Source organism: Microbacterium sp. SORGH_AS_0454 (genome assembly GCF_031453395.1).
Classification (GTDB): domain Bacteria; phylum Actinomycetota; class Actinomycetes; order Actinomycetales; family Microbacteriaceae; genus Microbacterium.
In genome coordinates this window covers 2094817-2119343 of the sequence record NZ_JAVIYS010000001.1, presented here as the reverse complement: position 1 = coordinate 2119343, position 24527 = coordinate 2094817, and the positions used below count along the sequence as shown (strand labels likewise).

Here is a 24527-nt window from a genome sequence, read left to right as displayed (position 1 = left end):
GCGACGTCTCGCTCTCGTGCGAATCATCGTGATCCTGTCGGCCGCCACGGGACTCAACTACATCACGTGGCGCTGGCTCGCCTCGGTGAACTGGGAGTCCTGGTGGATCGCCGTCCCCCTCGTCCTCGCCGAGACCTACAGCCTCATCGACTCCCTGCTGTTCGGCCTGGGGGCGTGGCGACTCCGCGAGCGCCACGACGCTCCCCCGCTCCGGCACGACGTCACGGTCGACGTGCTCGTGACCACCTACAACGAGCCCCTCGACCTCGTGATGCACACCGCCCGCGCGGCGAAAGCGATCCGCTACCCGCACGAGACGTGGATCCTCGACGACGGCGATCGCCCCGAGCTGCGCGCTCTCGCCGAGGCCGAGGGCATCGGGGTGGTCACCCGCTCAGAGGCGTGGCGGGACCGCCCGCGCCACGCGAAGGCCGGCAACCTCAACAACGCCCTCATGGTGACCGAGGGCGAGTTCCTTCTGATCCTGGATGCCGATCAGGTGCCGTCCCCCGATATCCTCGACCGCACCCTCGGGTGGTTCGAAGACGACACCGTCGCGCTGGTCCAGACGCCCCAGTGGTTCGTGAACGTGCCCGTGAGCGACCCGCTGGGGAGCCAGGCCCCGTTGTTCTACGGCCCCATCCAGCAATCCAAGGACGGCTGGAACGCCGCCTTCTTCTGCGGGTCGAACGCGATCCTCCGCCGCGAGGCCATGATGCAACTGGGCGTCTCGCGCTACGTCGGCGAGGTCACCCTCGCGGTGAACCGTGGCATCCGCTCCTCCCGTCGGGTTCTCGCCCGTGCTCGCCGCGAGCACGTCTCCGATCCCCGCATCACGGCATCCCTCGACGCGGTCGGGCGAGCCCTCGACGATCTGAAGTCGGGGATCGCCCGCGGGGACGCTCTGGCGGATCTGACGTTCGCGTTCCAGCGCCGCATCGTCGAGGTGCGCCGAGAGCTCGCCGACCAGGACATCGCGAGCGTGCGCGCCGAACTCGCCGAGCTGGCCGAGGTCACCGGCGACCCCGCCGCTCTGGCCGCCGTCGACGACCTCGCCCTCGACGCCCTCGGCGAGCGCAGCCTGTCGCCGCTGGCCGCGGTGGAGTCGGTGAGCATGCTCGTGGAGTCCTTCGACGTCGGACGCGAAGAGGAGGCCCAGGCGATCATGCCCCTGGCCACCATCTCGGTCACCGAGGACATGGCCACCTCGATGCGCCTGCACGGCCTCGGGTGGACGTCGGTCTACCACGACGAGGTCCTCGCGAAGGGACTCGCCCCCGAGGACCTGCCCACCATGCTCACCCAGCGCCTGCGTTGGGCCCAGGGCACCATGCAGGTCATGTTCCGCGAGAATCCGCTGGTGCAGAAGGGCCTCAGCTGGGGTCAGCGCTTGATGTACTTCGGCACCATGTGGAGCTACCTGTCCGGGTTCGCGGCGATCGTCTACGTCGCCGCCCCCGTGCTGTACCTGTCGTTCGGGGTCATGCCCGTCCAGGCGTGGAGCGTGGACTTCTTCGCCCGCTTCATCCCGTTCTTCGTCATCAACCAGGTGCTCTTCCTCGTCGTCGCGAACGGACGCCCCACCTGGCGCGGCGCGCAGTACTCATTGGCGCTCTTCCCGGTCTGGATCCGTGCGGTGACCAGCGCGTTCGACAACGTCTACCGCGGTCGCTCGCTCGGCTTCTCGGTGACCCCGAAGACGCGCTCGCTCGAGAACCGCCCGCGGTGGGATCTGGTGAAGCCGCAGCTGTGGGTGATGGGCGCCATGATCGCCTCCCTCGGTGTCGTGGCGATCCGCTATGCCGCCGGTCAGGCCGAGGGCATCGCTCCCCTGATCAACATCGCGTGGGTCCTCTACGACCTCGCTGTCTTCAGCATCATCGTGCGCGCGGTGCTGTACTCCGCCTCCGATCACCAACCGAAGGGTTATTGACATGCTCCAGGTCGACATCGACACCCGAGACGGGGGTACCGTCGTCATCCCCCGAGGCCGACTCACCATGGTCTCGGCGAAGACGTTCCGTGAGACCGTGACCGCCGAGATCGACCGCGGGGCGGGTGGGATCGTCGTGGTCGACCTCTCGCAGACCGAGTTCGTCGATTCGTCGGGGCTCGGCGCCCTCGTATCGTGCCTGAAGGTCGCGCGACAGTCGGGCGGCGACCTGCGTCTGGCCGCGCCGTCCGAGCAGGTCACGATGGTTCTGGGTCTGACCAATCTCGATCGCGTGCTGCGTCCGCGCCCCAGCGTCGACGAGGCCCTCCGTGGCTGATTCGACCGCCCACCGCTCGCTCGACGCCGCGGTCGCGCCGGCGAGCCTAGAGGCGGTGTTCGAGCTGCTCGCCGCGTGGTGGTCCGAGGTAGGCGAGGTCCCCGCCGCGACTCGTCTCGGTTTCGAGACCGCCGTCATCGAGATCGCCGGCAACGTCGTCGAACATTCGCGGGGGGATGCCGATGAGCGCCGGTTCACCCTGGAACTGTTCGCGGATTCCAGGGTGATCCGGGCCACGTTCCGCGACGACGGCGATCCTCCCCTCCTCGATCTGGACGCCGTGCGTATGGCCGGCGAGGAGGAGGTCAGCGGCCGGGGCCTCGCTCTCGCCCGTGCGAGCGTCGACGACGTGGCTCTCGACCGTGATGGCGACCGGAACGTGTGGACCCTGGAGTCGAGAAGAACGTGAGACGGATCGGACAGCGGGTCGCGGCGGCTCTGGGGCTCACCGCCGCGCTCCTTCTGACCGTGGCGGCTCCGGCCGCCGCCGCAGTCCCCACCGACGACGGCGTATGGTTCGGGGCCGAGCTCAACTGGGGTGACGACGGCCCGGACGGGTACCGCGGTCGCCTCGGCGAACAGCCCGCGATGTATACCGTTCGCCTGTCGTATCCCCTCGACGGTCGGGCGATCTCTGAGTGGGAGCGCGCGGCGACACAGGTCGCCGGTCAGGGTGCCGCCCTCGTCCTGACCCTTGAGCCCTCGGTACCCCTCGACCGGCTCACCGACGCCGACGCGGCCGACCTCAACTCCCGTCTGGAGAACTACCGTTCGCAGTACGATGCGGTGCAGTTCGTGCGCTTCGCCCCCGAGATGAACGGGTCGTGGGTGTCATGGGGACAGCAGCCGACCGCCTACGTCCGCGCCTTCGAACGAGTGGCCGAGGTGGTGCACGCGGGATCGTCGCGGGCCGAGACCGTGTGGAGCCCCTCGTACGCCGCCGGCTACCCCTTCGAACGCGCGGACGGGCGACTCGACACCCTGACGAAGAGCGACCGCCTCACCCTCGACACCGACGGAGACGGGCTCTTCTCCGAAGCCGACGACCCGTACGGCCCGTACTTCCCCGACCCCGACGCGGTCGATCGCGTAGGACTGACGATGTATTACTTCGGCAAGGGCGAGTCGGCGGCCGCCGCCGGACGTGACGTCCCGCTCGAAACGAACAGCGCCCCCGACGAGGGCGAGGTCGCCGCGCGCTTCGACGAGAGCTGGGGCTACGCCACCGGCCAGCGCACATCGTTCTACGACCGCTTCCCCGTCGCCGAGGACAAGCCCATGCTCCTCGACACCGGTGCGCTCTACGACTTCGGCCGCGAGGGTGACACCGAGCTCGCGGTCAAGCAGGGGTGGTGGCGGCAGATCCTGGCCGAACTCCCCGACCACCCTCTCCTCACGGGGGTCACCTGGCTCGAGGTCGTCCGCGAGGAGGCGGAGGCGGGTGGTCAGGTCGTCGATTGGCGGGCGACGGCGAACGGTGAGCTCGCCGGATCGCTTCGGGCGGACCTCGATGCCGCAGGGCTCATCCGCTGGGGTCCGGTGACGACCGTCGTCACCCCCGAACAGGCCTCCGCCGCGACGGTCCAGGTCCGCCAGGGCGGCGCCGAGCCCACCGACGAGATGAACTGGATCGCCGGCAGCGCCGCGGTGCTGGCCGTGGCCTTCCTGGCATCCGGCATCGTCGGGCGTGCCGTGCCGAAGTGGCGGTACGACGACTCCTCCGCGAGCCGGGATCTGCGCATCGACATGGTGCGCGGCTTCATCATCGTGGTCGTGGTGGTCACGCACATCGAGGTCACCAGCCCCTTCGCCTATGCATCGCTCAAGGCGATCGGCGCGATCACCGGCGCCGAGCTCTTCGTCCTGCTCAGCGGCATCGTCCTGGGGATGGTCTTCCCGGCCGCCATCGCGCGCGGGGGTGAGTGGGCCGCCGCCCTCGCCGCATGGGCTCGCGCACGCAAGCAGTATCTCGTCGCCCTGGCCGTGATCCTGCTGATCTTCGCCGTCGGTTTCGTCCCCTTCGTCGACACCACCGCAATCACCACCTTCACCGACCGGGGTACGGGCGAAGGGGGCACCGGAGACAGCGGCCGCGTCTACGACCTCTACCCCAACGCGGAACGCCTGCTCGACTACCCACCGCCCTGGTACGCGGTTCGGCAGTTCCTCCTGCTCGAGATGGGCCCGTGGCCGTTCAACATCATGGGCCTGTTCGTGGTGCTGAGCCTGGCCTATCCCGCCCTCATGTGGTTGATCCGACGCAAGATGTGGTGGCTCGTCCTCGCCCTGAGCTGGGGCGTCTACGCGGTGCACTATGTGGCGCCCGGTGCGCTGAGCCTCCCCTCGCAGTTCGATGCGGTCTTCCCCCTGGCCCTCTGGCAGGTGCTGTTCACGCACGGTCTGGTGATCGGTTACTACCGGCGACAGATCATCCGCGCCCTCACCTCGATCCCGGGCAAGATCGGCGTCGGTGTGTTCGTCGTCGGCTACGCGGGTTTCCTCGTGTACCTCTGGGCCGGTCAGACCTACGGCTTCACGCCCGTCCCGTTCCCCGCCGACCTCTACGGTTCGCTCTACGATTCGGGGTACCAGCGCATCTTCCTCGAATGGGGACGCCTGCTCGATCTGCCCCTCGTGATCGTGTGCTCGTACGCGGTGCTCACGGTGGCGTGGAAGCCGCTGTACAAGAGCATGGGCTGGCTGTGGATCCCCCTCGGCCAGGCGAGCCTCTACGTGTTCATCGTGCACGTGTTCTTCGTGCTCGCCGTCGCGAACATCCCCGGCCTCGACCGCGGCAGCATATGGCAGGGAACGCTCATCCACAGCGTCGTGATCGGACTCATCCTCTTCATGGTCCGAAAGCGATTCCTCTTCTCCGTCATCCCGCTGACGTTGGAGCAGACCCAGGATGCCGTCACCCCGACGACCGTGATCGGTTCGCCGGGGTGACGGATTGCGCGGAGGCCGTCAGCTCACCGACAGCACGACCGCGGTGACGTCGTCGTCGACCTGGTGCGTCGACACCCGCAGAGTCAAGCCGTCGAAGAATCCGTGCGGGTCGGCGGCCGCGCGCAGGTCGTCGCCGATGAGACGCAGGCTCTCGAGGGTCGAGTCGTACGCGTCCAGGGCGCCGTCCGACACGCTCACGAGCAGGTCTCCTCGGCTGACGCTCGCGCGCCCGGCCTCCCACTCGACGTCAGCGGGGCGCAGCCCCAGGGGGAGGTTCCGCGACGTCAGACGCTCCGACGACCCGTCGGCGCGGAGCACCAGGGTCAGACCATGACCGGCGTCGATGTAGTCGACCGTGCCGGCGGCGGCGTCGATGACCGCGTGGAACACCGTCGCGAAGGTGTCGAGGTAGAGGCCGCTCGAGCGGGCCTCGTCCTCGACCGAGAGCATCGCCGCCACGGGAGACATGTCTCGACGCGCCTGCAGTGCGTGCAACAGCGCTTCCGCCACCGCACCCGCCGCCTCGCCTTTGCCCATGACGTCGGCGAGCGTCACGACCACGCGTCCGCCCACTTCCTGCCACCCGCTCCGATCGCCGCTGACGACCCCGTGCGGAATGGCGAGGGATGCCAATCGCACACCGTCCGCGGTGAAGTCGTCCGCTCGCGGCGTTCGGCCGGTCGCCACGGCACCCTCGACCGGACCCGGATCGCTCTGTCGGATCTCGGCTTGCGCCCATCGACCGAGATGCTCCAACGACCGACGCTGATCCTCGTCGAGGGCATGCGGATCGGGGTCGATGAGGCAGAGGGTACCGACCGGCTCACCGTCGTCGGTGCGCAACGGGAAGCCCGCGTAGAACCGCATCCCGTACTCGGTCACCGAGGCGATGTCACGGAAACGCTCGTCGAGGGTCGCGTCGTCGACTTCGAGGATGCCGTCCTGCTTGACCGTCTCACCGCAGAACACCGCCTCGCGGGGAGTGCGACCGAAGTGGGTCTCGGGCGGCTGCGACTTCGTGTACACCTCGTCTTCGCCGACGATGTTGACGAGCGCGTAGTCCACGTCGAACATTTCTCGCGCGAGCCGGGTGATGCGATCGAAGCGCTCTTCGGGGGGCGAATCCATCAAGCCGATGCGCTCGACAGCGGAGACGGTGCGGTGAGAATCGGTGGCCATCGAGGACTGCCCTTCGCGTCGCGTGGATCCCGTCGGGGACGACGAGACCGCGACGGATCGGCGCATGGGCACCGTGTGAACGGCTCGAGTCGAGGCCGTCCCCACGCCACCGCGGAACCGATCGCGCCGACCGTTTCAGCCTATCGACGCCCGCGGGAGGAGGTCCCGAGTTTGTCGTTTTCAGGCCGCCAGCGCCAGATATGGTTCCCAACGCGGGTCGCTCTTGTCCACGCCGCGCACGGTCCACGACGAGCCTCGAGGGGGCGCCGGCACCAGCCGGAGCTCCCAGCGCATCTCCTGAGGTGTGCGATCGCCCTTCACGTTGTTGCACAGCAGGCAGCACGCTACGAGGTTCTCCCACGTGTCCTTACCGCCGCGCGAGCGGGGAAGCACGTGATCGATCGTCGACGCCGCTTTGCCGCAGTATCCGCAGCGGTGCGCGTCACGGCGCAGAACACCGCGGCGGGTGACCGGTACCTGGCGGGCGCCCGGCACGCGCACGTAGCGCGTCAGGATGATCACCGCCGGACGGTCGTAGGTTCCGTGGGCGGCCCAGACCGGGTCCTCGTCCACGCTCTCGATGACGGTGGCCTTGTCGTTCATGACGAGCACGAGGGCTCGCTTGAAAGACACGACAGCGAGGGGCTCGTAGCCCGCGTTCAGCACCAGTGTGCGCATTTCTCGTCCTCTCGAATGGCCGAGACGGCTTCTCGGATGTTCGACTCGCGACGACGGCAGGCGCGAAAGGGTATGAAAAAGGCGCTGCCTAGACAGACAGCGCCTGAGAAGTCGCGGCGGGGCCGCGGCATCCGATCACACGATGCCGAAGAACGAGCAGCCCGAGCGCATCCATGGTGCGGATGCGCGGGCTGGTGTTCATCGGCTGGTCCCTTCGGTTCTTCCGACGTCGGTGACAGGCTAACCCACCACGACACGCCCGGGGTCGGCCGAGGGGGCAAACGGAAAGCGGCGTGTCGGAGAACGATGTCCTCCGCCACGCCGCCCCGTCAGAAGAATCAGCCGGCGTTCTGCTGCAGCCAGGCGTAAGGATCGACGACCGAGCCGTTGATGTGCACCTCGAAGTGGAGGTGATTGGCGGTCGAGCTGCCCGTCGATCCGACCAGACCGATGAGCTGACCGGGGGCGACGGTCTGGCCGGCCTGCACCTGACGGCTGCCGTAGGTCATGTGGCCGTACGTGGTCGATACCTTCTGGCCGTTGATCACGTGCTCGATCACGATCGCGACACCGTATCCGCCGTAGCTCTCCTGCGAGACGCTGACGACTCCACCGGCGGCGGCGAAGATGGGCTGACCGCCGGGAGCGAGCAGGTCGACACCCTGGTGATAGCCGGAATCCCACAGACCACGACCGAGGGTGTAGCTCGTGAGGGGCCAGCGCACCTCGCCCGATCCGGGTGCGGTCATGTTGAGGTCGATGGAGCTCACCGAGGTCGACGCCTTCGAAGCGTTGGCGGCGAGCTGACGGGCGCGCTCGGCGGCGGCGGCGGCAGCTGCCTCTTGATCCTTCTTCTTCTGGATCTCGTCAGCCGTGGTGGCCGAGTAGCTGCTGCGGTCGAGGGTCTCAGCGGCGGCGTCGGACGCCACGACCAGCGACTGGTTGTCGGCGGCCGACATCTCTTGCAACGTCATGGTCTCGGCGGCCGGCATGGTCGCGGCGTAGGCGGGGATCGCGACGGTCGCGACGAGGCCGGCGACCATCGAGAGGATCACCGCGCTGCGCAGCGGTTTGCCGACACGGCGAGGCGACGATGCGCCTCGAGCGGGGGTGGGGCGAACAACCGGAGCAGTCGTGAGGGGCGCGGTCTGCAGAGCGCGGCTCGTCGGTCGGGTCACCGCGGCACGAGTGCTCTTGCGGGTGGGTTCCGTCGCGGTGCCTTCGGGTAGGTCCGCTGCGGGCTCGTTGTGTTCAGCCAAAGTTCCTCCGGCGCCTCTGCGTCTTCGGGGACGCTGGCTCGTCAGCACTCGAATACGGGGCACGATGTGCGGGCTGGGCCCTGCGCGGACGACGAGCCGATGAGGCAAACCGCGAGGGGTCCGACGGCGGGCTTCTCACCTGTGGACTTTCTGAGGCTACCCGAAGATAACGAACAAGTCACGCTCCGGTAACCGCTCCCAGGCGATGCTCGGCCCGACCTTGCGGAAAGCGGCCGAGCTCAGTCCTCGGCGACCAGGAAGATGTGCGAAGCCACCTCGACGGGCAGTTCGAGCCCCTCGTCGACGCCGTCCATCTGGATGAGGACGTATCCCTCGTTGAAGCGGTAGTCACCGCGGGCGCCCGGCAGGACACCGGCGGCCTTGAGCTGCTGTAGCAGTTCGGGATCGACCTGAGCGGGCTCGGCGAGTCGGCGAACCGTGCCCGTGATGGGGGCGCCCGCATCCGTCAGCTTGCGGACCAGACCGATCACTCCGTCGTCGAAGGTGGCGCTCGCTGCGTCGCCCAGCTGGTCGAGACCCGGGATCGGGTTGCCGTACGGCGACTCGGTGGGGTGGCCGAGGAGCTCGACGAGCCGACGCTCCACCTGCTCGCTCATCACGTGCTCCCAACGGCAGGCCTCATCGTGCACGTACGCCCAGTCGAGACCGATGACGTCGCTGAGCAGACGCTCGGCAAGTCGGTGCTTGCGCATGACGTCGACGGCCTTCTGACGGCCGGAGTCCGTCAGCTCGAGGCGGCGGTCTTCCGACACGACCACGAGACCGTCGCGCTCCATGCGACCGACCGTCTGAGAGACGGTGGGTCCCGAGTGCCCCAGGCGCTCGGAGATGCGCGCGCGCAGCGGCACGATCTTTTCCTCTTCGAGTTCGAGGATCGTACGCAGATACATCTCGGTGGTGTCGATCAGGTCGGTCATTCGGGTGTCCTCGATCTCGCGCGGCAAGTCCTCCCAGCCTACCGACCCCCTCCGACATGAGCGCGGGCGGCGTCCGAGGGTGACCCTAGAATCGGTGCCATGTCGCACGTGGAACTGCCCGCCGATCTCCTGCCCGCCGACGGTCGCTTCGGGTGCGGCCCCTCGAAGGTGCGCGGTGCGCAGCTCGAGGCCCTCGTCACCCGCGGTGCGTCGATCCTCGGAACCTCGCACCGCCAGGCACCGGTGAAGAACCTCGTCGCCAGCACGCGCGAGCGCCTGTCGCAGCTGTTCCGTCTGCCCGAGGGGTACGAGATCATCCTCGGCAACGGCGGGTCGACGGCCTTCTGGGATGCCGCCGCGTTCGGGCTCATCGAGAACCGCAGCCAGAACCTCGTCTTCGGCGAGTTCGGCGGCAAGTTCGCCTCGGCGGCCGCCGCCCCGTGGCTGCAGGCACCCGACGTGCGCAAGGTCGAGCCCGGTACGCGCTCGGCGGCCGAGGCCGTCGCCGGCGTCGACGTCTACGCCTGGCCGCACAACGAGACCTCGACCGGGGTGGCCGCCCCGATCCGGCGCGTGGAGGCGGATGCCGGAGCCCTCACCGTCATCGACGCGACCAGCGCCGCGGGAGGCATCGACTTCGATGTGGCACAGGCGGACGTCTACTACTTCGCGCCCCAGAAGAACCTCGGCTCCGACGGAGGGCTCTGGTACGCCGCTGTCTCGCCCGCCGCTATCGAGCGGATCGAGCGGATCGCGGCATCCGGCCGCTACATCCCCGAGTTCCTCAGCCTGAAGAACGCGCTCGACAACTCGCGTCTCGAGCAGACGCTCAACACCCCTGCTCTCGCGACGCTCCTGCTCCTCGACGACCAGCTCGGATGGATCCTCGACAACGGCGGCCTCTCGTGGGCCGGCGCCCGAACCGCCGAATCGTCCGGCGCTCTCTACGAGTGGGCCGATGCGAGCGCGGTGGCGACTCCCTTCGTGACGGATCCCGCCGACCGCTCCCCCGTGGTCGTCACGATCGACTTCGACGACAGCATCGACGCCGCGGCGATCGCCAAGAGCCTGCGCGCGAACGGCATCGTCGACACCGAGCCGTACCGGAAGCTCGGTCGCAACCAGCTGCGCATCGCGACCTTCGTCTCGATCGAGCCCGAGGATGTGCGCCGCCTCATCGGCGCGATCGACTACACGATCGAGCGCCTGCCGCAGGCTTGAGCTGACAAGAACGAAGGCCGTCCCGCACCAGCGGGACGGCCTTCGTCATGAGCGGCGGTCAGTAGCTGCGATCGCCCTCGTCGTAGTCGTCGTCATCGGAGTCTTCGTCGTCCGGGTCGACATCTTCGTCCGAGTCGACATCGTCGTCCGCGCCGTCGAACTCGTCGATGTCGACGCCGTCGAGGTCTCCCGCGTGGAAGCGCGCCTTCGGCTCGTCGTCGTCTTCGTCGTCCTCATCGTCGTCGTCCGGCTCGTCATCGTCGGGCTCGTCTTCGTCGGTGTCGTCGTCCTCGACGACCGCAGCGACCTGGGCCGCCTGGTACTCCGCCAGACGAGTCGCCCACGGCACCCAGTCGGGGGCCAGCAGAGCACCGTCGCCGGGCAGCAGTTCCACCTCGAGCACGGTCGGCTCGGAGCCGTCCACGACGGCCACGGTGACCGTCCAGAACCAGCCCGGGTAGCCCGCGAGCCGGGTGTGGAAGCGCAGCGAGACCGCTCCCCCTTCCTCCGCGGTGTATCCGGCTGCGGGGCCGACGGTGTCGGCCGGGGTGATCTCGTGCAGGGCGGCGAGCGCGAGGTCGTGGGCGCCGGTCAGGCGCTCATCGACGGGCTGCTCAGGCTTCGAAGTCATCGGCGACCTTGCGCAGGACCGCGGCGATCTTCTGCGCGTGCGGAGCGTTGGGGTAGCGACCGCGTCGCAGGTCCCCTCCGATACCGTCGAGCAGCTTGACGAGGTCTTCGACGATGATCGCCATGTCGTCGGCGGGCTTGCGCGAGCGCTTCGACAGGCTCACGGGAGCATCGAGAACGCGCACCGACAGCGCCTGCAGACCGCGCTTTCCATCGGCGACCCCGAATTCGAGGCGCGTCCCGGCCTTCGGCCCGGGGGCTCCGGCGGGCAGGGCGGTTGCGTGCAGGAACACGTCCTGGCCGTCATCGGTGACGATGAAGCCGAAGCCCTTCTCGTCGTCGTAGAACCTGACCTTGCCGGTGGGCATGGACACCTCGCTGGATGAGTGCGCGGAAAGCGCGGCGGAACGCGGGACCCGAACGGATCCCGGCCTTCCAGCCTACGGCACCGCCGCCAGGCGGTAGGCTGAGCCCGATGAGCACCCGCACCTCCGGTGGCAGCACACCGGGCGACGACGTTCCCGTCCGCCGCATCGACCGCATTCTCGCGTTCATGTCGCTGGGCCTTCTCGCGCTGTCGATCGTGTGCTTCTTCGCCATCATCATCGGCTCCAGTTCCGGAGCCGACATGGGTTCCGGCGTCTGGCCCGTCATCGGCCTCCTCGTCTACGTCGCTCCCCCGGTGGCATTCGCGTGCCTCCTCGCCGTGCTCATCATGAGCTTCATCCGAAGGGCCAAGGCCAACAAGGCCTGACGACGTGCCCGAGACCTCCGCACAACGCGCACTTGCGGTCTCGTTGAGCGCGCGCAGCGACACCGACCTCGCCCGACTCTTCGCCGAACGCCACATCTCGCCGTCGAGCACGTGGCGCGACATGTTCGACGCGGCTGAAGCGCTGCTCGACCCGGTCTCGGTCGCGCGCGGGCTTCCCGCGCTGAGTCGTGACGAAGCCGTCGCCCTGCTCGACGCCGCCGAGGGACGACCGACGACCGGTGAGATCGGCGAGCGTCTGAGATCCCGTGCCCTCATCGGAGACGACGGGCTTCCCTTCCCCACGGTGATCGACGCCGCGCGCGAGATCCTGCCCTCGGGGATCCCGGATGCCGCGCCCCCGCGCCGCACCCATGCGACGCCCGAGAGCACCGGGGCCGCCTCCGAAGCGGTGTTCACCAACGCGGCATCCCTCGCCGACATCCTCATGCAGACCCTCGACGCCCCGCTCGGACGCATCGGATCGGGGTCACTGGGCGCGACCGAGAGACGACGCCTCGTCGACGCCGGGGCCGTGACCACCGCAGCCGAAGCGGACCTGCTCGTCGGGCTCGCGGCCGAGGTGGGCCTTCTCGGAACGAACGAGCGTGCCTGGCTCGTTTCTCCCGCCGGGCGCGAGTGGCTGCGCCTGCCGACTCTCGAACGATGGCAGCGCACCGCAGAAGCCCTGCGTGACGCCCTTCCGTCGGCGTACCGCTCCACCGACGGCGGGTGGATCCCCAGCGAGCACTGGCGCTCCGCGACACCTTTCGACCCCGAAGGCCCCGACCGCGCAGACCTCTGGATCAAGCGCCTGGTCCGCTGGGGGCTCCTCGACGCCGACGGCCACGCGACCCCCTGGGCGCTCCCGCTGGCCGAAGGCGGCGACGTCGACACCTCGGCCCTGCGCGAGCTGCTGCCGCCCGAGGTCGATCGCGTGTACCTGCAGAACGACCTGACGGCGATCGCCCCCGGTCCTCTCGCTCCGCACCTCGACGTGCGGCTGCGCTCGATGGCCGCGCGCGAGTCGCGGGCTCAAGCCTCGAGCTATCGCTTCAGCGCGGCGAGCATCGGCGCCGCGATCACCGCGGGCGAGACGGCGGACAGCCTTCGCGCCTTCCTGACCGGTATCTCGCTCACGGGCCTCCCCCAGCCGCTCGCGTACGTCATCGAGCGCACCGCCGCCGAACACGGCCGCGTGCGCGTCACCGCCGACGCGCAGTCGCACCTCACTCGAGTCATGACAGACGACGAGACGCTTCTGCGCTCGATGGAAGTCGACCAGTCGCTGCGCTCGATCGCTCTCACCCGAACCGACGACGAACTGGTCTCGCACGTCTCGGCCGACGTCGTCTTCTGGGCCCTCACCGACGCGCACTACCCCGCGGTGGCGGTTGACGCCGAGGGGCGCCCGCGCGCTCTCGAGCGCGCCAAACTGGCTTCCCCCGGGGCGACGTCAACGGCGCCCGCCGACACCTACGCCGACCTCATCGAGCGTCTGCGCACGGGCGCGGGAGACTCGGACGCCGCGTGGCTCGAGCGCGAACTCGATCAGGCGGTTCGCGCGCGATCGATCATCGACGTGACGGTGCGCCTGCCCGACGGCTCTGCCCGCGTCTTCCGCTTGGAGGCCACCGGACTCGGCGGCGGACGCCTGCGCGGTCGCGACCGCGGAGCCGATGTCGAGCGCACCCTCCCCCTGTCGCACATCGACGGCGTCACGCCCGTCGAGTGACGGCCGCGAACGCCCTGCCCTCTTCGACACCGGTAGACTCGAACGCTATGGCTGACGGCCCCCTTATCGTGCAGAGCGACCGCACCGTGCTCCTCGAAGTCGCGCACCCGCAGGCAGAGACGGCGCGGCATGAGCTCGCCGTCTTCGCCGAGCTCGAGCGTGCACCCGAGCACATCCACACCTACCGCATCACCCGCCTGGGCCTGTGGAACGCGCGTGCAGCCGGCCACGACGCCGAGGCCATGCTCGACACCCTCGATCGGTGGTCCCGCTTCCCGGTGCCGGCCTCGGTCAGCACCGACATCCGCGAGTCCGTCAACCGGTACGGGCGCCTCGTCATCGAGCGCAACGACGAGGGCGAGCTCGTGCTGCGCTCGACCGATGCCGCGGTGCTCAGCGAGGTGTCACGCAACAAGCGCATCTCCCCGCTCCTGATCGGCCGCCCGAGCCCCGACAGCTTCCTCATCGACGCGTGGGCGCGCGGGCACATCAAACAGGAACTGCTGAAGATCGGCTGGCCTGCCGAAGACCTCGCCGGCTACACGCCCGGGACCCCGCACCCGATCGACCTGGCCGAGGACGGCTGGAGCCTCCGCCCTTACCAGCGTCAGGCGGTCGAATCCTTCTCCGAGGGCGGTTCCGGGGTCGTCGTCCTCCCGTGTGGAGCGGGTAAGACGCTCGTGGGTGCGGGCGCCATGGCCGACACCCGCACGACCACGCTCATCCTCGTCACGAACACCGTCAGCGCACGACAGTGGCGCGACGAGCTGCTGCGCCGCACGAGCCTCACCCCCGAAGAGATCGGCGAGTACTCCGGGCAGGTCAAAGAGATCAAGCCGGTCACCATCGCCACCTACCAGATCCTCACCGCGAAGCGGAAAGGCCAGTACGCCCACCTCGCCCTGCTCGACGCCCTCGACTGGGGCCTCGTGCTCTACGACGAGGTCCACCTGCTTCCCGCTCCGGTGTTCAAGCTCACCGCCGACCTGCAGGCGCGCCGCCGCCTGGGCCTCACCGCAACTCTCGTGCGCGAGGACGGCCGCGAAGGAGACGTCTTCAGCCTGATCGGCCCGAAGCGCTTCGACGCGCCGTGGAAGGAGATCGAGGCACAGGGCTTCATCTCACCCGCGGCCTGCTACGAGGTGCGTATCGACCTTCCCGCCGACGAGCGGCTCGAGTACGCCGCAGCCGCCGACGAGGATCGCTACCGTCTCGCCGCCACCGCCCCCGCGAAGATCGAGGTCGCCCGACGTCTGGTCGAACGGCATCCGGGTGAGAGGGTTCTGATCATCGGTCAGTATCTCGATCAGATCGACGAGCTCGCCGAGGCGTTGAACGCCCCGCAGATCACGGGCGCCACGCCGATCCCCGAGCGCGAGGAGCTCTTCCAGGGCTTCCGCGACGGGAGCATTCCGCTACTGGTCGTCTCCAAGGTCGCGAATTTCTCGGTCGACCTGCCCGAGGCCTCGGTCGCCATCCAGGTGTCGGGGTCGTTCGGATCGCGCCAAGAAGAGGCTCAGCGCCTCGGTCGACTTCTCCGACCGAAGCAGTCGAACCACACCGCGAGCTTCTACACGCTCATCGCGCGCGACACCGTCGACCAGGATTTCGCGCAGAATCGCCAGCGCTTCCTGGCTGAGCAGGGGTACGCCTACACGATCCTGGATGCCGACGGAATCGACGCCCAGGCCGCCTGACGCATACCAGCACGCGGCCTTCCGTTCCATATCCAGCACATTGCTGGGTCAGATCACGATAATGAGGGCATGACAGCTCCTCGCATCCTCGTCGTGGACGACGAACCGAACATCCGCGACCTGCTCATCACGAGCCTGCGCTTCGCCGGTTTCCAGGTGCGAGCCGTGGCCAACGGCGCGCAGACGATCTCAGCCGTGCTCGAGGAGGAACCCGACCTCATCGTGCTCGACGTGATGCTCCCCGACATGAACGGGTTCAGCGTCACCAAGCGGCTGCGCGGCGCCGGCTACACCGCACCGATCCTGTTCCTCACCGCGAAGGACGAGACCGAAGACAAGATCATGGGGCTCAACGCGGGTGGCGACGACTACGTCACCAAGCCGTTCAGCTTGGACGAGATCGTCGCCCGCATCCAGGCGATCCTGCGCCGCACGATGCAGGCCGACGAAGAGTCGATCATCCGCACCGGCGAACTGACGATGGATCAAGACACCCACGACGTCAGCGTCGGAGACGTCTCGATCGACCTGAGCCCGACCGAGTTCAAGCTCCTGCGCTACCTCATGCTCAACCCCAACCGGGTGCTCTCGAAGGCGCAGATCCTCGACCACGTGTGGGAGTACGACTTCAACGGCGACGCGGGGATCGTCGAGAGCTACATCTCGTACCTGCGCCGCAAGATCGATCCGCACTCCTCGGAGCCGCTCATCCAGACCAAGCGCGGCTTCGGCTACATGCTGAAGTCGGGCAAGACCGCCTGAGCGAAAGGCTCGCTCCTGTCGCACTCCGACGATTCGCTCACGCGCTGGTGGCGCGGGCTGAGCCTGCGCACCAAAGTCACCGGCGTCACCGTCGCGTTGCTCGCGATCGGGCTGTTCACCGCGGGCATCGGGACCATGGTGTTCTTGCGCACCACCCTGGTGAACAACCTCGACGAGCAGCTCGCGCAGCAGGCCGCCGGCAGTATCGCGAACAGCATCTTCACCACGGCTCCCGTCGACGGGCGGGTCGTCTTCTCGCAGGTGGAGAACGCCCCGCAGATCGGGTCGATGGTCGTCGTGTACGGTCCCGACGGACAGCGCGAGGCGTTCTACAACGGCACGTCGACGACCGCTCTGCCCGACATCCCTCCCACCTTCACGGTCGAGCAGACCTACAGCCAGATCGATCGCCGCATCGAACTCGAGTCGCCCGAGTCCGGTCAGCACTTCGTCGCCCGGGTGGGGGTGCTGCAGGTGCCCGGAAACCCCGGGGTCTACACGCAGATGGTGATCCAGCCGCTCGCCCCGACCGACCGGATCGTGGCCGCCTACATCGGCATCTACGCCTTCGTCGCGCTGCTGATCCTCATCGCCACGGCCTTGCTGACCCGGTGGCTCGTCACCCTCGCGTTCCGCAATCTCCGCCAGGTGGAGACGACGGCCATGGACATCGCGGCCGGTGACTTCAGCCAGCGTCTGACGGACATCGTCCCCGACACCGAGGTGGGCCGGCTCAAGACCGCCATCAACGCGATGCTCGCCCGCATCGACGGCGCCCTCGGACAACGGGATGCCACCGTGCGGCAGATGCGTCGCTTCATCGGCGACGCCAGCCACGAACTTCGCACACCCCTCGTCACGATGCGCGGCTATGCGGAGTTGTACCGCATGGGGGCGATCCGCTCCGACGAGGATGTCGCGCAGTCGATGGAGCGTATCGAGAAAGAGGCGATCCGCATGGGGGCCCTGGTCGAGGACCTCCTCGCGCTCGCCCGCCTCGACGAGCGCCGTGACGTCACCATCACCGCCCTCGACCTGCGCCCGATCGCGCGCGACGCCGCCCTCGACCTGCGGGTGACCTCGCCCCAGCGTGAGGTCACGGTCGACGACGCCACCTCGCGCGACGAGCTGATCCTTCCCACCATCACCCTCGACCCGCTCCTGGACGCCGGAGGCAAGCCCGCGAACGGGAACGGTCGCCGTCGCACCGCTCCCACCACCTCGGCGATGGCGATAGCGGGCGCCACCCTCTCGCGGCTTCGGCGCCGATCGAAGGACGGCACCGAGTTGGCGGCATCCACTCCTGCGGATGGAACCCCGGCCACACCGATCGGCGTGGTCCGTCCCGTGCCGCGCCTCGCCCCCGTCGTCATGGGCGACGAGAACAAGGTGCGTCAGGTCGTGGCGAACCTGCTCGGCAACGCGCGGCGTTTCACCGCCGAGGACTCCCCCATCGGGCTGCGCGTCGGCGTCGACGGCGAGTCCGACATGGGATGGATCGAGATCATCGACCACGGCGAGGGGGTGCCGGAGCAGATCCGCGAGCAGATCTTCCAGCGCTTCTGGCGCGCCGACACCTCGCGCACCCGCGAGACCGGCGGCTCGGGTCTCGGCCTGTCGATCGTGGCATCCATCGTCGATCTGCTGCACGGCACGGTCGATGTGCGCGATACCCCCGGGGGCGGAGCGACCTTCCGCGTCTCCCTCCCCCTCGCCGATCGCCGCGACGCCCAGGAGCACGCGCTCATCGAGACGCAGCCGCTCGAACGCCTGCCCGAGGGGTACCGGCCCGACGCGCAGACGTGACGGGCGCCCCGACGCTTGACCCTCACACGATGTGAGAGGACACGATGGCTTCATGGCCGAGGGGGAGCTCTGGGGCCGCCTCATGCCTCTCCTCGCCGAGCGGTCGATCGCACCGATCGGAGCCTGCGGCGTCATCGAGCACGACGACCAGTACGTCGAGCACGATGTCGATCTGTCGATCTTCGTGCCCGTCGCCCCCGGGACGACGGTGGACGCCCCTCTCACCGTGATCGAGCTGCCTCCCCGCGACTGCCTCGTCGCACGTGTGACGGGCCCGTACGAGCAGATCGCACAGGCGCACGACATGATCAACGCCCGCCTCGTGGAAGACGGCTTGAGCCCGCGCGGCGACGACACTCTCGCCTCGCGCGTCTTCAACGTCTACCTGACCACCCCCGACCGCGTACCGGGTGACGCTCTGGTCACCGACGTCTGCCGCCCGCTGAACTGACAGCGGCCACGTCCGCAGCACGCAGAACGCCCCCTCCCGGAGGAGGGGGCGTTCCGTGTGTTGCCTAGGCGGGGATCAGAAGTCCATGCCACCGGTCGGGTCGCCCGCGGGAGCGGCGACCTTCTCGGGCTTGTCGGCGACGACGACCTCGGTGGTGAGGAAGAGGCCGGCGATCGAGGCGGCGTTCTGCAGAGCCGAACGGGTCACCTTGGCGGGGTCGATGATGCCCTGTGCGAACAGGTCACCGTACTCGCCGGTCGCGGCGTTGAGGCCGTGGCCCACGGGCAGCTCGGCGACCTTGTTCGCGACGACGCCGGGCTCGAGACCGGCGTTGAGCGCGATCTGCTTGAGCGGGGCCTCGATGGCGACGCGCACGATGTTCGCGCCCGTGGCCTCGTCACCCGTGAGCTCGAGGTTCGCGAGAGCGTTCTTGCCGGCCTGGATGAGCGCGACGCCACCACCGGCGACGACACCCTCTTCCACGGCGGCCTTGGCGTTGCGCACGGCGTCTTCGATGCGGTGCTTGCGCTCCTTGAGCTCGACCTCGGTCGCGGCTCCGGCCTTGATGACGGCGACGCCACCGGCGAGCTTCGCGAGGCGCTCCTGGAGCTTCTCGCGGTCGTAGTCGCTGTCGGTGTTCTCGATCTCGCGGCGGATCTGGGTCACGCGACCCTCGATCAGCTCCGACTCGCCGGCACCCTCGACGATCGTGGTCTCGTCCTTGGTGATGATGACCTTGCGCGCACGGCCGAGCAGGTCGACGGTCGCGTTCTCGAGCTTGAGGCCCACCTCTTCGGTGATGACCTGGCCGCCGGTGAGGATCGCGATGTCCTGCAGCTGTGCCTTGCGACGGTCGCCGAAGCCGGGAGCCTTGACGGCGACCGACTTGAAGATGCCGCGGATCTTGTTCAGCACCAGGGTCGCGAGCGCTTCGCCCTCGACGTCCTCGGCGATGATGAGGAGCTCCTTGCCCTCCTGGATCACCTTGTCGACGATCGGAAGAAGGTCCTTGATGTTGGAGATCTTCTGGTTGGCGATCAGGATGTAGGGGTCTTCGAAGACCGCTTCCTGACGCTCGGGGTCGGTGACGAAGTAGGGGTTGATGTACCCCTTGTCGAAGCGCATGCCCTCGGTGAGCTCGAGCTCGGTGCCGAAGGTGTTCGACTCCTCGACGGTGACGACGCCTTCCTTGCCCACCTTGTCGATGGCCTCGGCGATGAGCTCGCCGATCGCGGGGTCGGCGGCGGAGATCGACGCGGTCGCGCCGATCTGCTCCTTCGACTCGACCTCCTTGGCGGAGGCGAGGAGCTCGTCGGTGACGGCCTTGACGGCCTTCTCGATGCCCTTCTTGAGCGAGATGGGGTCGGCGCCGGCGGCGACGTTGCGCAGGCCCTCGCGCACGAGCGCCTGGGCGAGAACGGTGGCGGTGGTGGTGCCGTCACCCGCGACGTCGTCGGTCTTCTTGGCGACCTCCTTGACCAGCTCGGCGCCGATCTTCTCGTACGGGTCGTCGAGCTCGATCTCCTTGGCGATCGAGACACCGTCGTTCGTGATCGTGGGGGCGCCCCACTTCTTCTCGAGCACGACGTTGCGACCGCGGGGGCCCAGGGTCACCTTGACGGCGTCGGCGAGAGTGTTGAGGCCGCGCTCGAGACCGCGCCGGGCCTCTTCGTCGAAAGCGATGATCTTTGCCATAAGTGTGTCGTCCCTCCCGGACGGGTGACTTGCAGATTTTGGCACTCGACGAAAGCGAGTGCTAATTCATTCTGGCACTCGCCCCTAGGGAGTGCAAGCCACGAGCCGCCCCGCAAACGCCGAACGCCGCGGCATCCGGAAGTCGGATGCCGCGGCGTTCTCGCCAGAGCTCAGGCCAGGCGAACGGACTCCGCCTGAGGGCCCTTCTGACCGGTGCCGACGGTGAACTCGACGGCCTGTCCCTCTTCGAGGACACGGAAACCCGACATCTCGATGCTCGAGTAGTGGACGAAGACGTCCTGCCCGTCATCGACGGTGATGAAGCCGAAGCCCTTCTCGGCGTTGAACCATTTGACAGTGCCCTGCGTCATGCGAATCTCCTGTTGCTGAACGACGAGGTCATCGTAAGCACGGAGGATGCCGCGGAATCGGGGTTCCGGAGCATTGTTGACGCGCGTGCATCCAAGTTGTTACGCCGCGGAAACACGCGGCGCTCGCGGACTCAGGAGGAGGGAGAAGCGGAGGGCTGACCGCTCGCGCGGTCGAGGCCGATCACGACGATCAGACGCTTGACGTCGCTCTCGTCGGCCGGGGTGTTCGGGTCGTCCGTCGGCTGCAGGAAGTCGCTCTGCGCGATCTGCGCACCGCCGATCGTCTGGGCCAGGCCCTCGGCCGCGGCCGCGTCGCTCTCGAGGCGGTAGTAGATCGTGGTGTCGGCGAAATCGGTGCTGTCGGAGTTGCCGGTCTCGACGTTGTCGCCGCTCCAGCCCGCGGCCACGATCTGATCGCGAACGGAGGCCGCGAGGCCGTTGTCGGGAGTGCCGTTGAGCACGACCACCGAGTACGACGTGTCGACGACGGCCGGGATGGTCGGCTCGACCGAGACGGTCGGGCTCGGCGCAGCGTCGGAACCGAGCGAGATACGCCCCGAGACCAGGAGCGTCGCGAAGATGCCGGCGATGATCAGCAAGAGGGTGGCGATGGCCGCCCACAGGAACACGATCCATCCGCGCAGACGGGGGTTCTCGGCCCGGTGAGCGCCGACGCGGCCGGATTCAGTCGGCAGGTCGTCGAAGCGATCCCGAGGGAAGGTCGATCTGGCCATTGGACGATGCTATCGGTCGCGTCGAGGCGAGCCCGTCAGCGGGCCGCCGTCCGGCCGAGACGAGCGCGGTGCTGATCCGCCGCGTCATCGCGCCGCCGCCGCAACCGGCGCACGAGCATCGGATCGTGTGCGAGCGCCTCGGGGGTGTCGATCAAGCGCCCGAGCAGCTGGTAATACCGGGCAGGCGTCATCGAGAACTCCGCGCGGATGGCCTCTTCTTTCGCGCCCGCGTGACGGCGCCACTGGCCCTCGAAAGCGAGGAAGGCGAGGTCACGGTCCGACAGAGGCACGCCGTTACGCTACTGCGCCATCGCTCACGATCCCGGATGCCACGCCACCCACGCCCCGAGAGGGTCGACCTCCGCGAGCACCTCTCCATCGAGAGCGAGCGCGAATCCGCCCCGCACGGGCTCGGGGCGCCGCGTCCAGCCGTCGTGCAGGCCGGGCGCGTCGAGGGTGATCCACCTGCCTGCCGCCCGAGCGGCATCGATCACGGCGGCGCGGTGCCCCCGGGGCACGTGAGCGAGCACGCCCGGAGTGGTCACGACCAGGGTCGCCCCGGCCGGAGCCTGGGCGGCGAGCGTGGGGAGGGCCTCGGCGCCGTCGCCCGCGACGAGCAGAGGCGGGTCGGCCGCCGCGATGTCGAGCGCCCCCTCGATGCGTTCGAGACGCCCCTCCTCTCCCCCGGCCAGACGAGGCCGGTGAGCCAGTCGCGGTCCTGCGCGCGGCGGGCGTCGAGGGGGCTGAGGTCGATGCCCGCACGCCAGACGATCTGCGGCATGTGCAGGTCGGGGTGCCCCTGGAGGTCACTGTCGAGAACCACGCGACTCGGGCCGTCGACGGGGTCGACCGCGACGATCTCTTCGCGGTGATAGCGGTACGAGTACCGATCGGGATAGAGGCAGAGCCCCGCGCTCACCCCCACCTCGAGCAGGGCGATCGGCCCCTCGATCAGAGCGAGGGCGGGGAGCAGGGCCGCGCAGCGGAGGGGCTCGTTGGTCTGCACGCTCCGGCGACCGCATTCCTCGACGATGGCGTCAGCGTGGGCCGTGACCCATGAAGCCCACGCATCGACGTCGTCGAGGGGCGCGCCGAGCAGACGCATCACGGCGAACACCAGCGGCGGCTGTCGTCGCGTCTCGGGGATCCTCGCGAGGGCGGCAGCCACCGCGGTGTCGTCCGCGACACGCTCCGCCCAGTTCGCGTACACCGCCGAACGACCGGGAGCCTCGTCCTCGGAGAAACGCCGATAACGATCGACGACGGCGGTCACGGCATCCTGGGTCACCCGGAGATTATGCCGTCACGACCTGACCGCTGCCGGGCACGAGAGAATAGAGCCGAAGAAGGAGAGTGAACATGACCTACGCCGTCGACAAGTCCGACGACCAGTGGCGCGCCGAACTCAGCCCCGAGCAGTACGCGGTGCTTCGCCAGGCGGGTACCGAGCGCGCCTGGACCGGTGAGCTGCTCGACGAGAGCCGTGCCGGTCTCTACACCTGCGCCGCCTGCAACGCCGAGCTTTTCCAGAGCGGTACCAAGTTCGACTCGCACTGCGGGTGGCCGAGCTTCTACGAGTCGGTCCGCCCCGAGGCGGTCGAACTCATCGAAGACAACAGCCACGGCATGCAGCGCACCGAGGTCCGCTGCGCCAACTGCGGCTCTCACCTGGGACACGTCTTCCCCGACGGTTTCGGCACGCCCACCGGCGACCGGTACTGCATGAACTCGCTGTCGCTCAACTTCACCCCCGAAGACAAGGCATGAGCGCACTCGAGGCGATGCGCGACCGCCGGTCGTGGTCGAAGGTCACCGACCTCGCCCCCACCGGTCCCGAGCTCGAGGCGTTCGTCGCCGCGGCCGGTCGCGTCGCCGACCACAAGAGTCTGAAGCCCTGGCGGCTCATCGAGATCCGCGGCGCCGACCGCGACATCCTGGCCCGTGCGCTGAACAAGGCGGATGGCAAGAAGGGGATGTCGTCGAAGCCCCGGCGCGCACCGCTGATCATCGCGGTGGTGGCGAACCTCCGCTCGAAGAAGATCCCCGCGTGGGAGCAGGAGGCCGTGGCATCCGGAGTCGCCCACATGTTGAGCCTCGTGCTCGACGAAGCGGGCTTCGGCGTGTTCTGGCGCACCGACGACAAGACCCGCAGCAAGGTGCTCGCCAAGGCGCACGGGCTCGACAAGGGCGAGGTCCTGCTCGGGTGGCTCTACATCGGCGGCAAGCCCCCTCGCACCCGCGCCACGCGACGCAAGACCGTGGATGCCGCCAAGCACATCTCACGCATGCCCGGAGGCAAGAAGAAGCGCTCGGTCGACGAGACGCGTCTCTGACCCCTGCTCGTTCGACGCCGCCGCGGGACTCCGGTCCTCGGCGGCGTCGTCGTTTCCGCCGTCAGCGACGGCGGCGGAACGGGACCGCGGCGACGGTCACTCCGCCGATCGCCACGGTCGCGGCGAGCAGAGCCACCAGGGTCGAGGGGGCCGCCGGCGCAGGCCACAGCGCGTCGAGCAGCACCGAGGTCACGAGAAGACCCACGACCGAGCCGAGACCGAGCAGCAGCACACCCGTGCGGCGCACCACGACCGACGACAAGAAGATGTAGATCACGCCCACCGCCCCGCCGATGTAGAGCCACGGCTCGGTCGGCACGGTGCGCGGTGCCCCCACGACCGCGACGTGCACGCCCGCGGCGATCAGCAGGACCACCGTTCCGCCGATGAAATTGACCAGCGTCGCGGTCAACGGGCTTTCCACGCGAACGCGCAGACGTCCGTTCGTGCCCTGCTGCCACGCCACGCCCGCACCCGCGATCACGGGGACGACGAGCATCCAGGGGGGAACCGCGCCGAGCGCGTCCCCCGACAAGCAGACGACGACGCCGGCGATCGCCAGTAGCGCACCGATCAGACGGCGAACGGTCACCGGAACGACGCCGGCCGGTCCGTACCCGATGCGGTCGAGCACGAGCCCACCGGTGGTCTGCCCGGCGACGAACCCGACGGTGAACAGCGCGACGCCGATGGTCGCCACAGTCAGGCCCTGGCTCGCGACGGTGAACGCCCCGAGCAGACCGCCCAGCAGCATCCACGGCGGGATCGATCGAGACCGGATGCCGCCGACCAGACGCCCGAACCCGCGTCGGCCGCCGGGGATCAGCGCCGACAACGCGATGAGGATGAGCAGGCCCGAACTGAACGAGATCGCGGCGGCGACGAAACCGTCCCCCAGCTCCGCACCGAGACTGCCGTTGATGCGCGCCTGGAGCGCGGTGAGGGCGCCGATGAGCACCGCTCCTCCGACGGCCAGTCCGACTGAACCCCGCTCCGCCACGGCTCTCCCCTCGCGCCCCCGCGCGGGAGCCACCGTCGATCGTACGACGCGGGGCCGTCAGACCCCAT

General features: G+C 68.7%; 26 protein-coding genes. 13 read left to right on the top strand and 13 right to left on the bottom strand.

The window, feature by feature from the left end; genetic code table 11:
- Nucleotides 1–16: 16 nt before the first annotated feature.
- The 4 genes from QE454_RS10055 to opgC are packed head-to-tail and all read left to right on the top strand — an operon-like array spanning nucleotide 17 to nucleotide 5219.
- On the top strand, nucleotides 17–1933 hold the full coding sequence (locus QE454_RS10055; protein ID WP_307317812.1) for a glycosyltransferase family 2 protein: 1917 nt from the start codon (nucleotides 17–19) through the stop codon (nucleotides 1931–1933).
- 1 nt (nucleotide 1934) lies between these two features.
- Nucleotides 1935–2270 (top strand): STAS domain-containing protein, encoded by a 336-nt coding sequence (locus QE454_RS10050; RefSeq protein ID WP_210073799.1) that lies wholly within the window; start codon nucleotides 1935–1937, stop codon nucleotides 2268–2270.
- Nucleotides 2263–2679 carry an ATP-binding protein gene (locus QE454_RS10045; protein WP_210111979.1) on the top strand — a complete coding sequence of 139 codons (417 nt, stop codon included), beginning with the start codon at nucleotides 2263–2265 and terminating at the stop codon, nucleotides 2677–2679. The genes QE454_RS10050 and QE454_RS10045 overlap by 8 nt, the downstream gene beginning before the upstream one ends.
- A complete protein-coding gene (gene opgC / locus QE454_RS10040; RefSeq protein WP_307455697.1) occupies nucleotides 2676–5219 on the top strand; it encodes an OpgC domain-containing protein in 2544 nt (847 codons plus the stop codon). Before QE454_RS10045 ends, opgC begins: the two co-directional genes overlap by 4 nt.
- A gap of 18 nt (nucleotides 5220–5237) precedes the next feature.
- Here the strand turns inward: opgC and QE454_RS10035 are convergent, their stop codons facing one another.
- From QE454_RS10035 to QE454_RS10020, 4 genes are all read right to left on the bottom strand, one after another.
- Complete coding sequence (locus QE454_RS10035; protein WP_210073795.1) at nucleotides 5238–6398, bottom strand: SpoIIE family protein phosphatase; 1161 nt, start codon at nucleotides 6396–6398, stop codon at nucleotides 5238–5240.
- 180 nt (nucleotides 6399–6578) lie between these two features.
- Complete coding sequence (locus QE454_RS10030) at nucleotides 6579–7076, bottom strand: HNH endonuclease (RefSeq protein WP_115919011.1); 498 nt, start codon at nucleotides 7074–7076, stop codon at nucleotides 6579–6581.
- Nucleotides 7077–7414: 338 nt separating this feature from the next.
- On the bottom strand, nucleotides 7415–8254 hold the full coding sequence (locus QE454_RS10025) for a M23 family metallopeptidase (protein ID WP_307312723.1): 840 nt from the start codon (nucleotides 8252–8254) through the stop codon (nucleotides 7415–7417).
- A gap of 320 nt (nucleotides 8255–8574) precedes the next feature.
- Nucleotides 8575–9273, bottom strand: a complete 699-nt coding sequence (locus QE454_RS10020; RefSeq protein WP_210073793.1) for a metal-dependent transcriptional regulator — start codon at nucleotides 9271–9273, stop codon at nucleotides 8575–8577.
- Nucleotides 9274–9372: 99 nt separating this feature from the next.
- Here QE454_RS10020 and serC point away from each other — a divergent pair, with 99 nt between their 5' ends.
- Nucleotides 9373–10494 carry a phosphoserine transaminase gene (serC, locus tag QE454_RS10015; protein ID WP_210073791.1) on the top strand — a complete coding sequence of 374 codons (1122 nt, stop codon included), beginning with the start codon at nucleotides 9373–9375 and terminating at the stop codon, nucleotides 10492–10494.
- Nucleotides 10495–10552: 58 nt separating this feature from the next.
- Here the strand turns inward: serC and QE454_RS10010 are convergent, their stop codons facing one another.
- A complete protein-coding gene (locus tag QE454_RS10010) occupies nucleotides 10553–11125 on the bottom strand; it encodes a DUF3027 domain-containing protein (protein WP_307455699.1) in 573 nt (190 codons plus the stop codon).
- A complete protein-coding gene (locus QE454_RS10005) occupies nucleotides 11109–11492 on the bottom strand; it encodes a cold-shock protein (RefSeq protein ID WP_210073787.1) in 384 nt (127 codons plus the stop codon). Before QE454_RS10005 ends, QE454_RS10010 begins: the two co-directional genes overlap by 17 nt.
- Before the next feature lie 107 nt (nucleotides 11493–11599).
- Here QE454_RS10005 and QE454_RS10000 point away from each other — a divergent pair, with 107 nt between their 5' ends.
- The 6 genes from QE454_RS10000 (at nucleotide 11600) to QE454_RS09975 (ending at nucleotide 18326) form a co-directional block, all read left to right on the top strand.
- Nucleotides 11600–11878, top strand: coding sequence for a multidrug ABC transporter ATPase (locus tag QE454_RS10000; RefSeq protein WP_210073785.1), 279 nt, complete (start codon nucleotides 11600–11602; stop codon nucleotides 11876–11878).
- Between the two features lie 4 nt (nucleotides 11879–11882).
- A complete protein-coding gene (locus QE454_RS09995; protein ID WP_307455701.1) occupies nucleotides 11883–13610 on the top strand; it encodes a helicase-associated domain-containing protein in 1728 nt (575 codons plus the stop codon).
- Between the two features lie 47 nt (nucleotides 13611–13657).
- Nucleotides 13658–15307: a DNA repair helicase XPB gene (locus QE454_RS09990; protein ID WP_210073781.1), complete on the top strand. Its 1650-nt coding sequence runs from the start codon at nucleotides 13658–13660 to the stop codon at nucleotides 15305–15307.
- Between the two features lie 69 nt (nucleotides 15308–15376).
- Nucleotides 15377–16069, top strand: a complete 693-nt coding sequence (locus QE454_RS09985; RefSeq protein ID WP_055838218.1) for a response regulator transcription factor — start codon at nucleotides 15377–15379, stop codon at nucleotides 16067–16069.
- Nucleotides 16070–16204: 135 nt separating this feature from the next.
- Nucleotides 16205–17875, top strand: coding sequence for a cell wall metabolism sensor histidine kinase WalK (locus QE454_RS09980; RefSeq protein ID WP_210074183.1), 1671 nt, complete (start codon nucleotides 16205–16207; stop codon nucleotides 17873–17875).
- Nucleotides 17876–17927: 52 nt separating this feature from the next.
- On the top strand, nucleotides 17928–18326 hold the full coding sequence (locus QE454_RS09975) for a GyrI-like domain-containing protein (protein WP_307455704.1): 399 nt from the start codon (nucleotides 17928–17930) through the stop codon (nucleotides 18324–18326).
- A 75-nt stretch (nucleotides 18327–18401) separates the two neighbouring features.
- On the opposite strand, the gene groL is transcribed toward QE454_RS09975, so the two are convergent.
- The 6 genes from groL to QE454_RS09945 form a co-directional block, all read right to left on the bottom strand.
- Nucleotides 18402–20021 carry a chaperonin GroEL gene (gene groL, locus QE454_RS09970; RefSeq protein WP_307455706.1) on the bottom strand — a complete coding sequence of 540 codons (1620 nt, stop codon included), beginning with the start codon at nucleotides 20019–20021 and terminating at the stop codon, nucleotides 18402–18404.
- A gap of 170 nt (nucleotides 20022–20191) precedes the next feature.
- Nucleotides 20192–20392 carry a cold-shock protein gene (locus QE454_RS09965; protein ID WP_056229192.1) on the bottom strand — a complete coding sequence of 67 codons (201 nt, stop codon included), beginning with the start codon at nucleotides 20390–20392 and terminating at the stop codon, nucleotides 20192–20194.
- Between the two features lie 131 nt (nucleotides 20393–20523).
- Nucleotides 20524–21126: a LytR C-terminal domain-containing protein gene (locus QE454_RS09960; RefSeq protein ID WP_307455708.1), complete on the bottom strand. Its 603-nt coding sequence runs from the start codon at nucleotides 21124–21126 to the stop codon at nucleotides 20524–20526.
- Nucleotides 21127–21161: 35 nt separating this feature from the next.
- Entirely contained in the window at nucleotides 21162–21416 is a 255-nt protein-coding gene (locus QE454_RS09955; protein ID WP_210073773.1) for a DUF3263 domain-containing protein, read from the bottom strand.
- Nucleotides 21417–21440: 24 nt separating this feature from the next.
- Complete coding sequence (locus QE454_RS09950) at nucleotides 21441–21746, bottom strand: DUF2332 family protein (RefSeq protein ID WP_309668790.1); 306 nt, start codon at nucleotides 21744–21746, stop codon at nucleotides 21441–21443.
- Nucleotides 21668–22414, bottom strand: coding sequence for a DUF2332 family protein (locus QE454_RS09945; RefSeq protein WP_309668617.1), 747 nt, complete (start codon nucleotides 22412–22414; stop codon nucleotides 21668–21670). The genes QE454_RS09950 and QE454_RS09945 overlap by 79 nt, the downstream gene beginning before the upstream one ends.
- 71 nt (nucleotides 22415–22485) lie before the next feature.
- Between QE454_RS09945 and msrB the strand changes: the two genes are divergently transcribed.
- Both msrB and QE454_RS09935 read left to right on the top strand, forming a co-directional pair.
- Complete coding sequence (gene msrB / locus QE454_RS09940; RefSeq protein ID WP_103206243.1) at nucleotides 22486–22893, top strand: peptide-methionine (R)-S-oxide reductase MsrB; 408 nt, start codon at nucleotides 22486–22488, stop codon at nucleotides 22891–22893.
- Nucleotides 22890–23459: a nitroreductase family protein gene (locus QE454_RS09935; RefSeq protein WP_267787618.1), complete on the top strand. Its 570-nt coding sequence runs from the start codon at nucleotides 22890–22892 to the stop codon at nucleotides 23457–23459. The genes msrB and QE454_RS09935 overlap by 4 nt, the downstream gene beginning before the upstream one ends.
- A gap of 61 nt (nucleotides 23460–23520) precedes the next feature.
- On the opposite strand, the gene QE454_RS09930 is transcribed toward QE454_RS09935, so the two are convergent.
- A complete protein-coding gene (locus tag QE454_RS09930; protein ID WP_307455714.1) occupies nucleotides 23521–24459 on the bottom strand; it encodes a DMT family transporter in 939 nt (312 codons plus the stop codon).
- Between the last annotated feature and the right edge of the window lie 68 nt (nucleotides 24460–24527).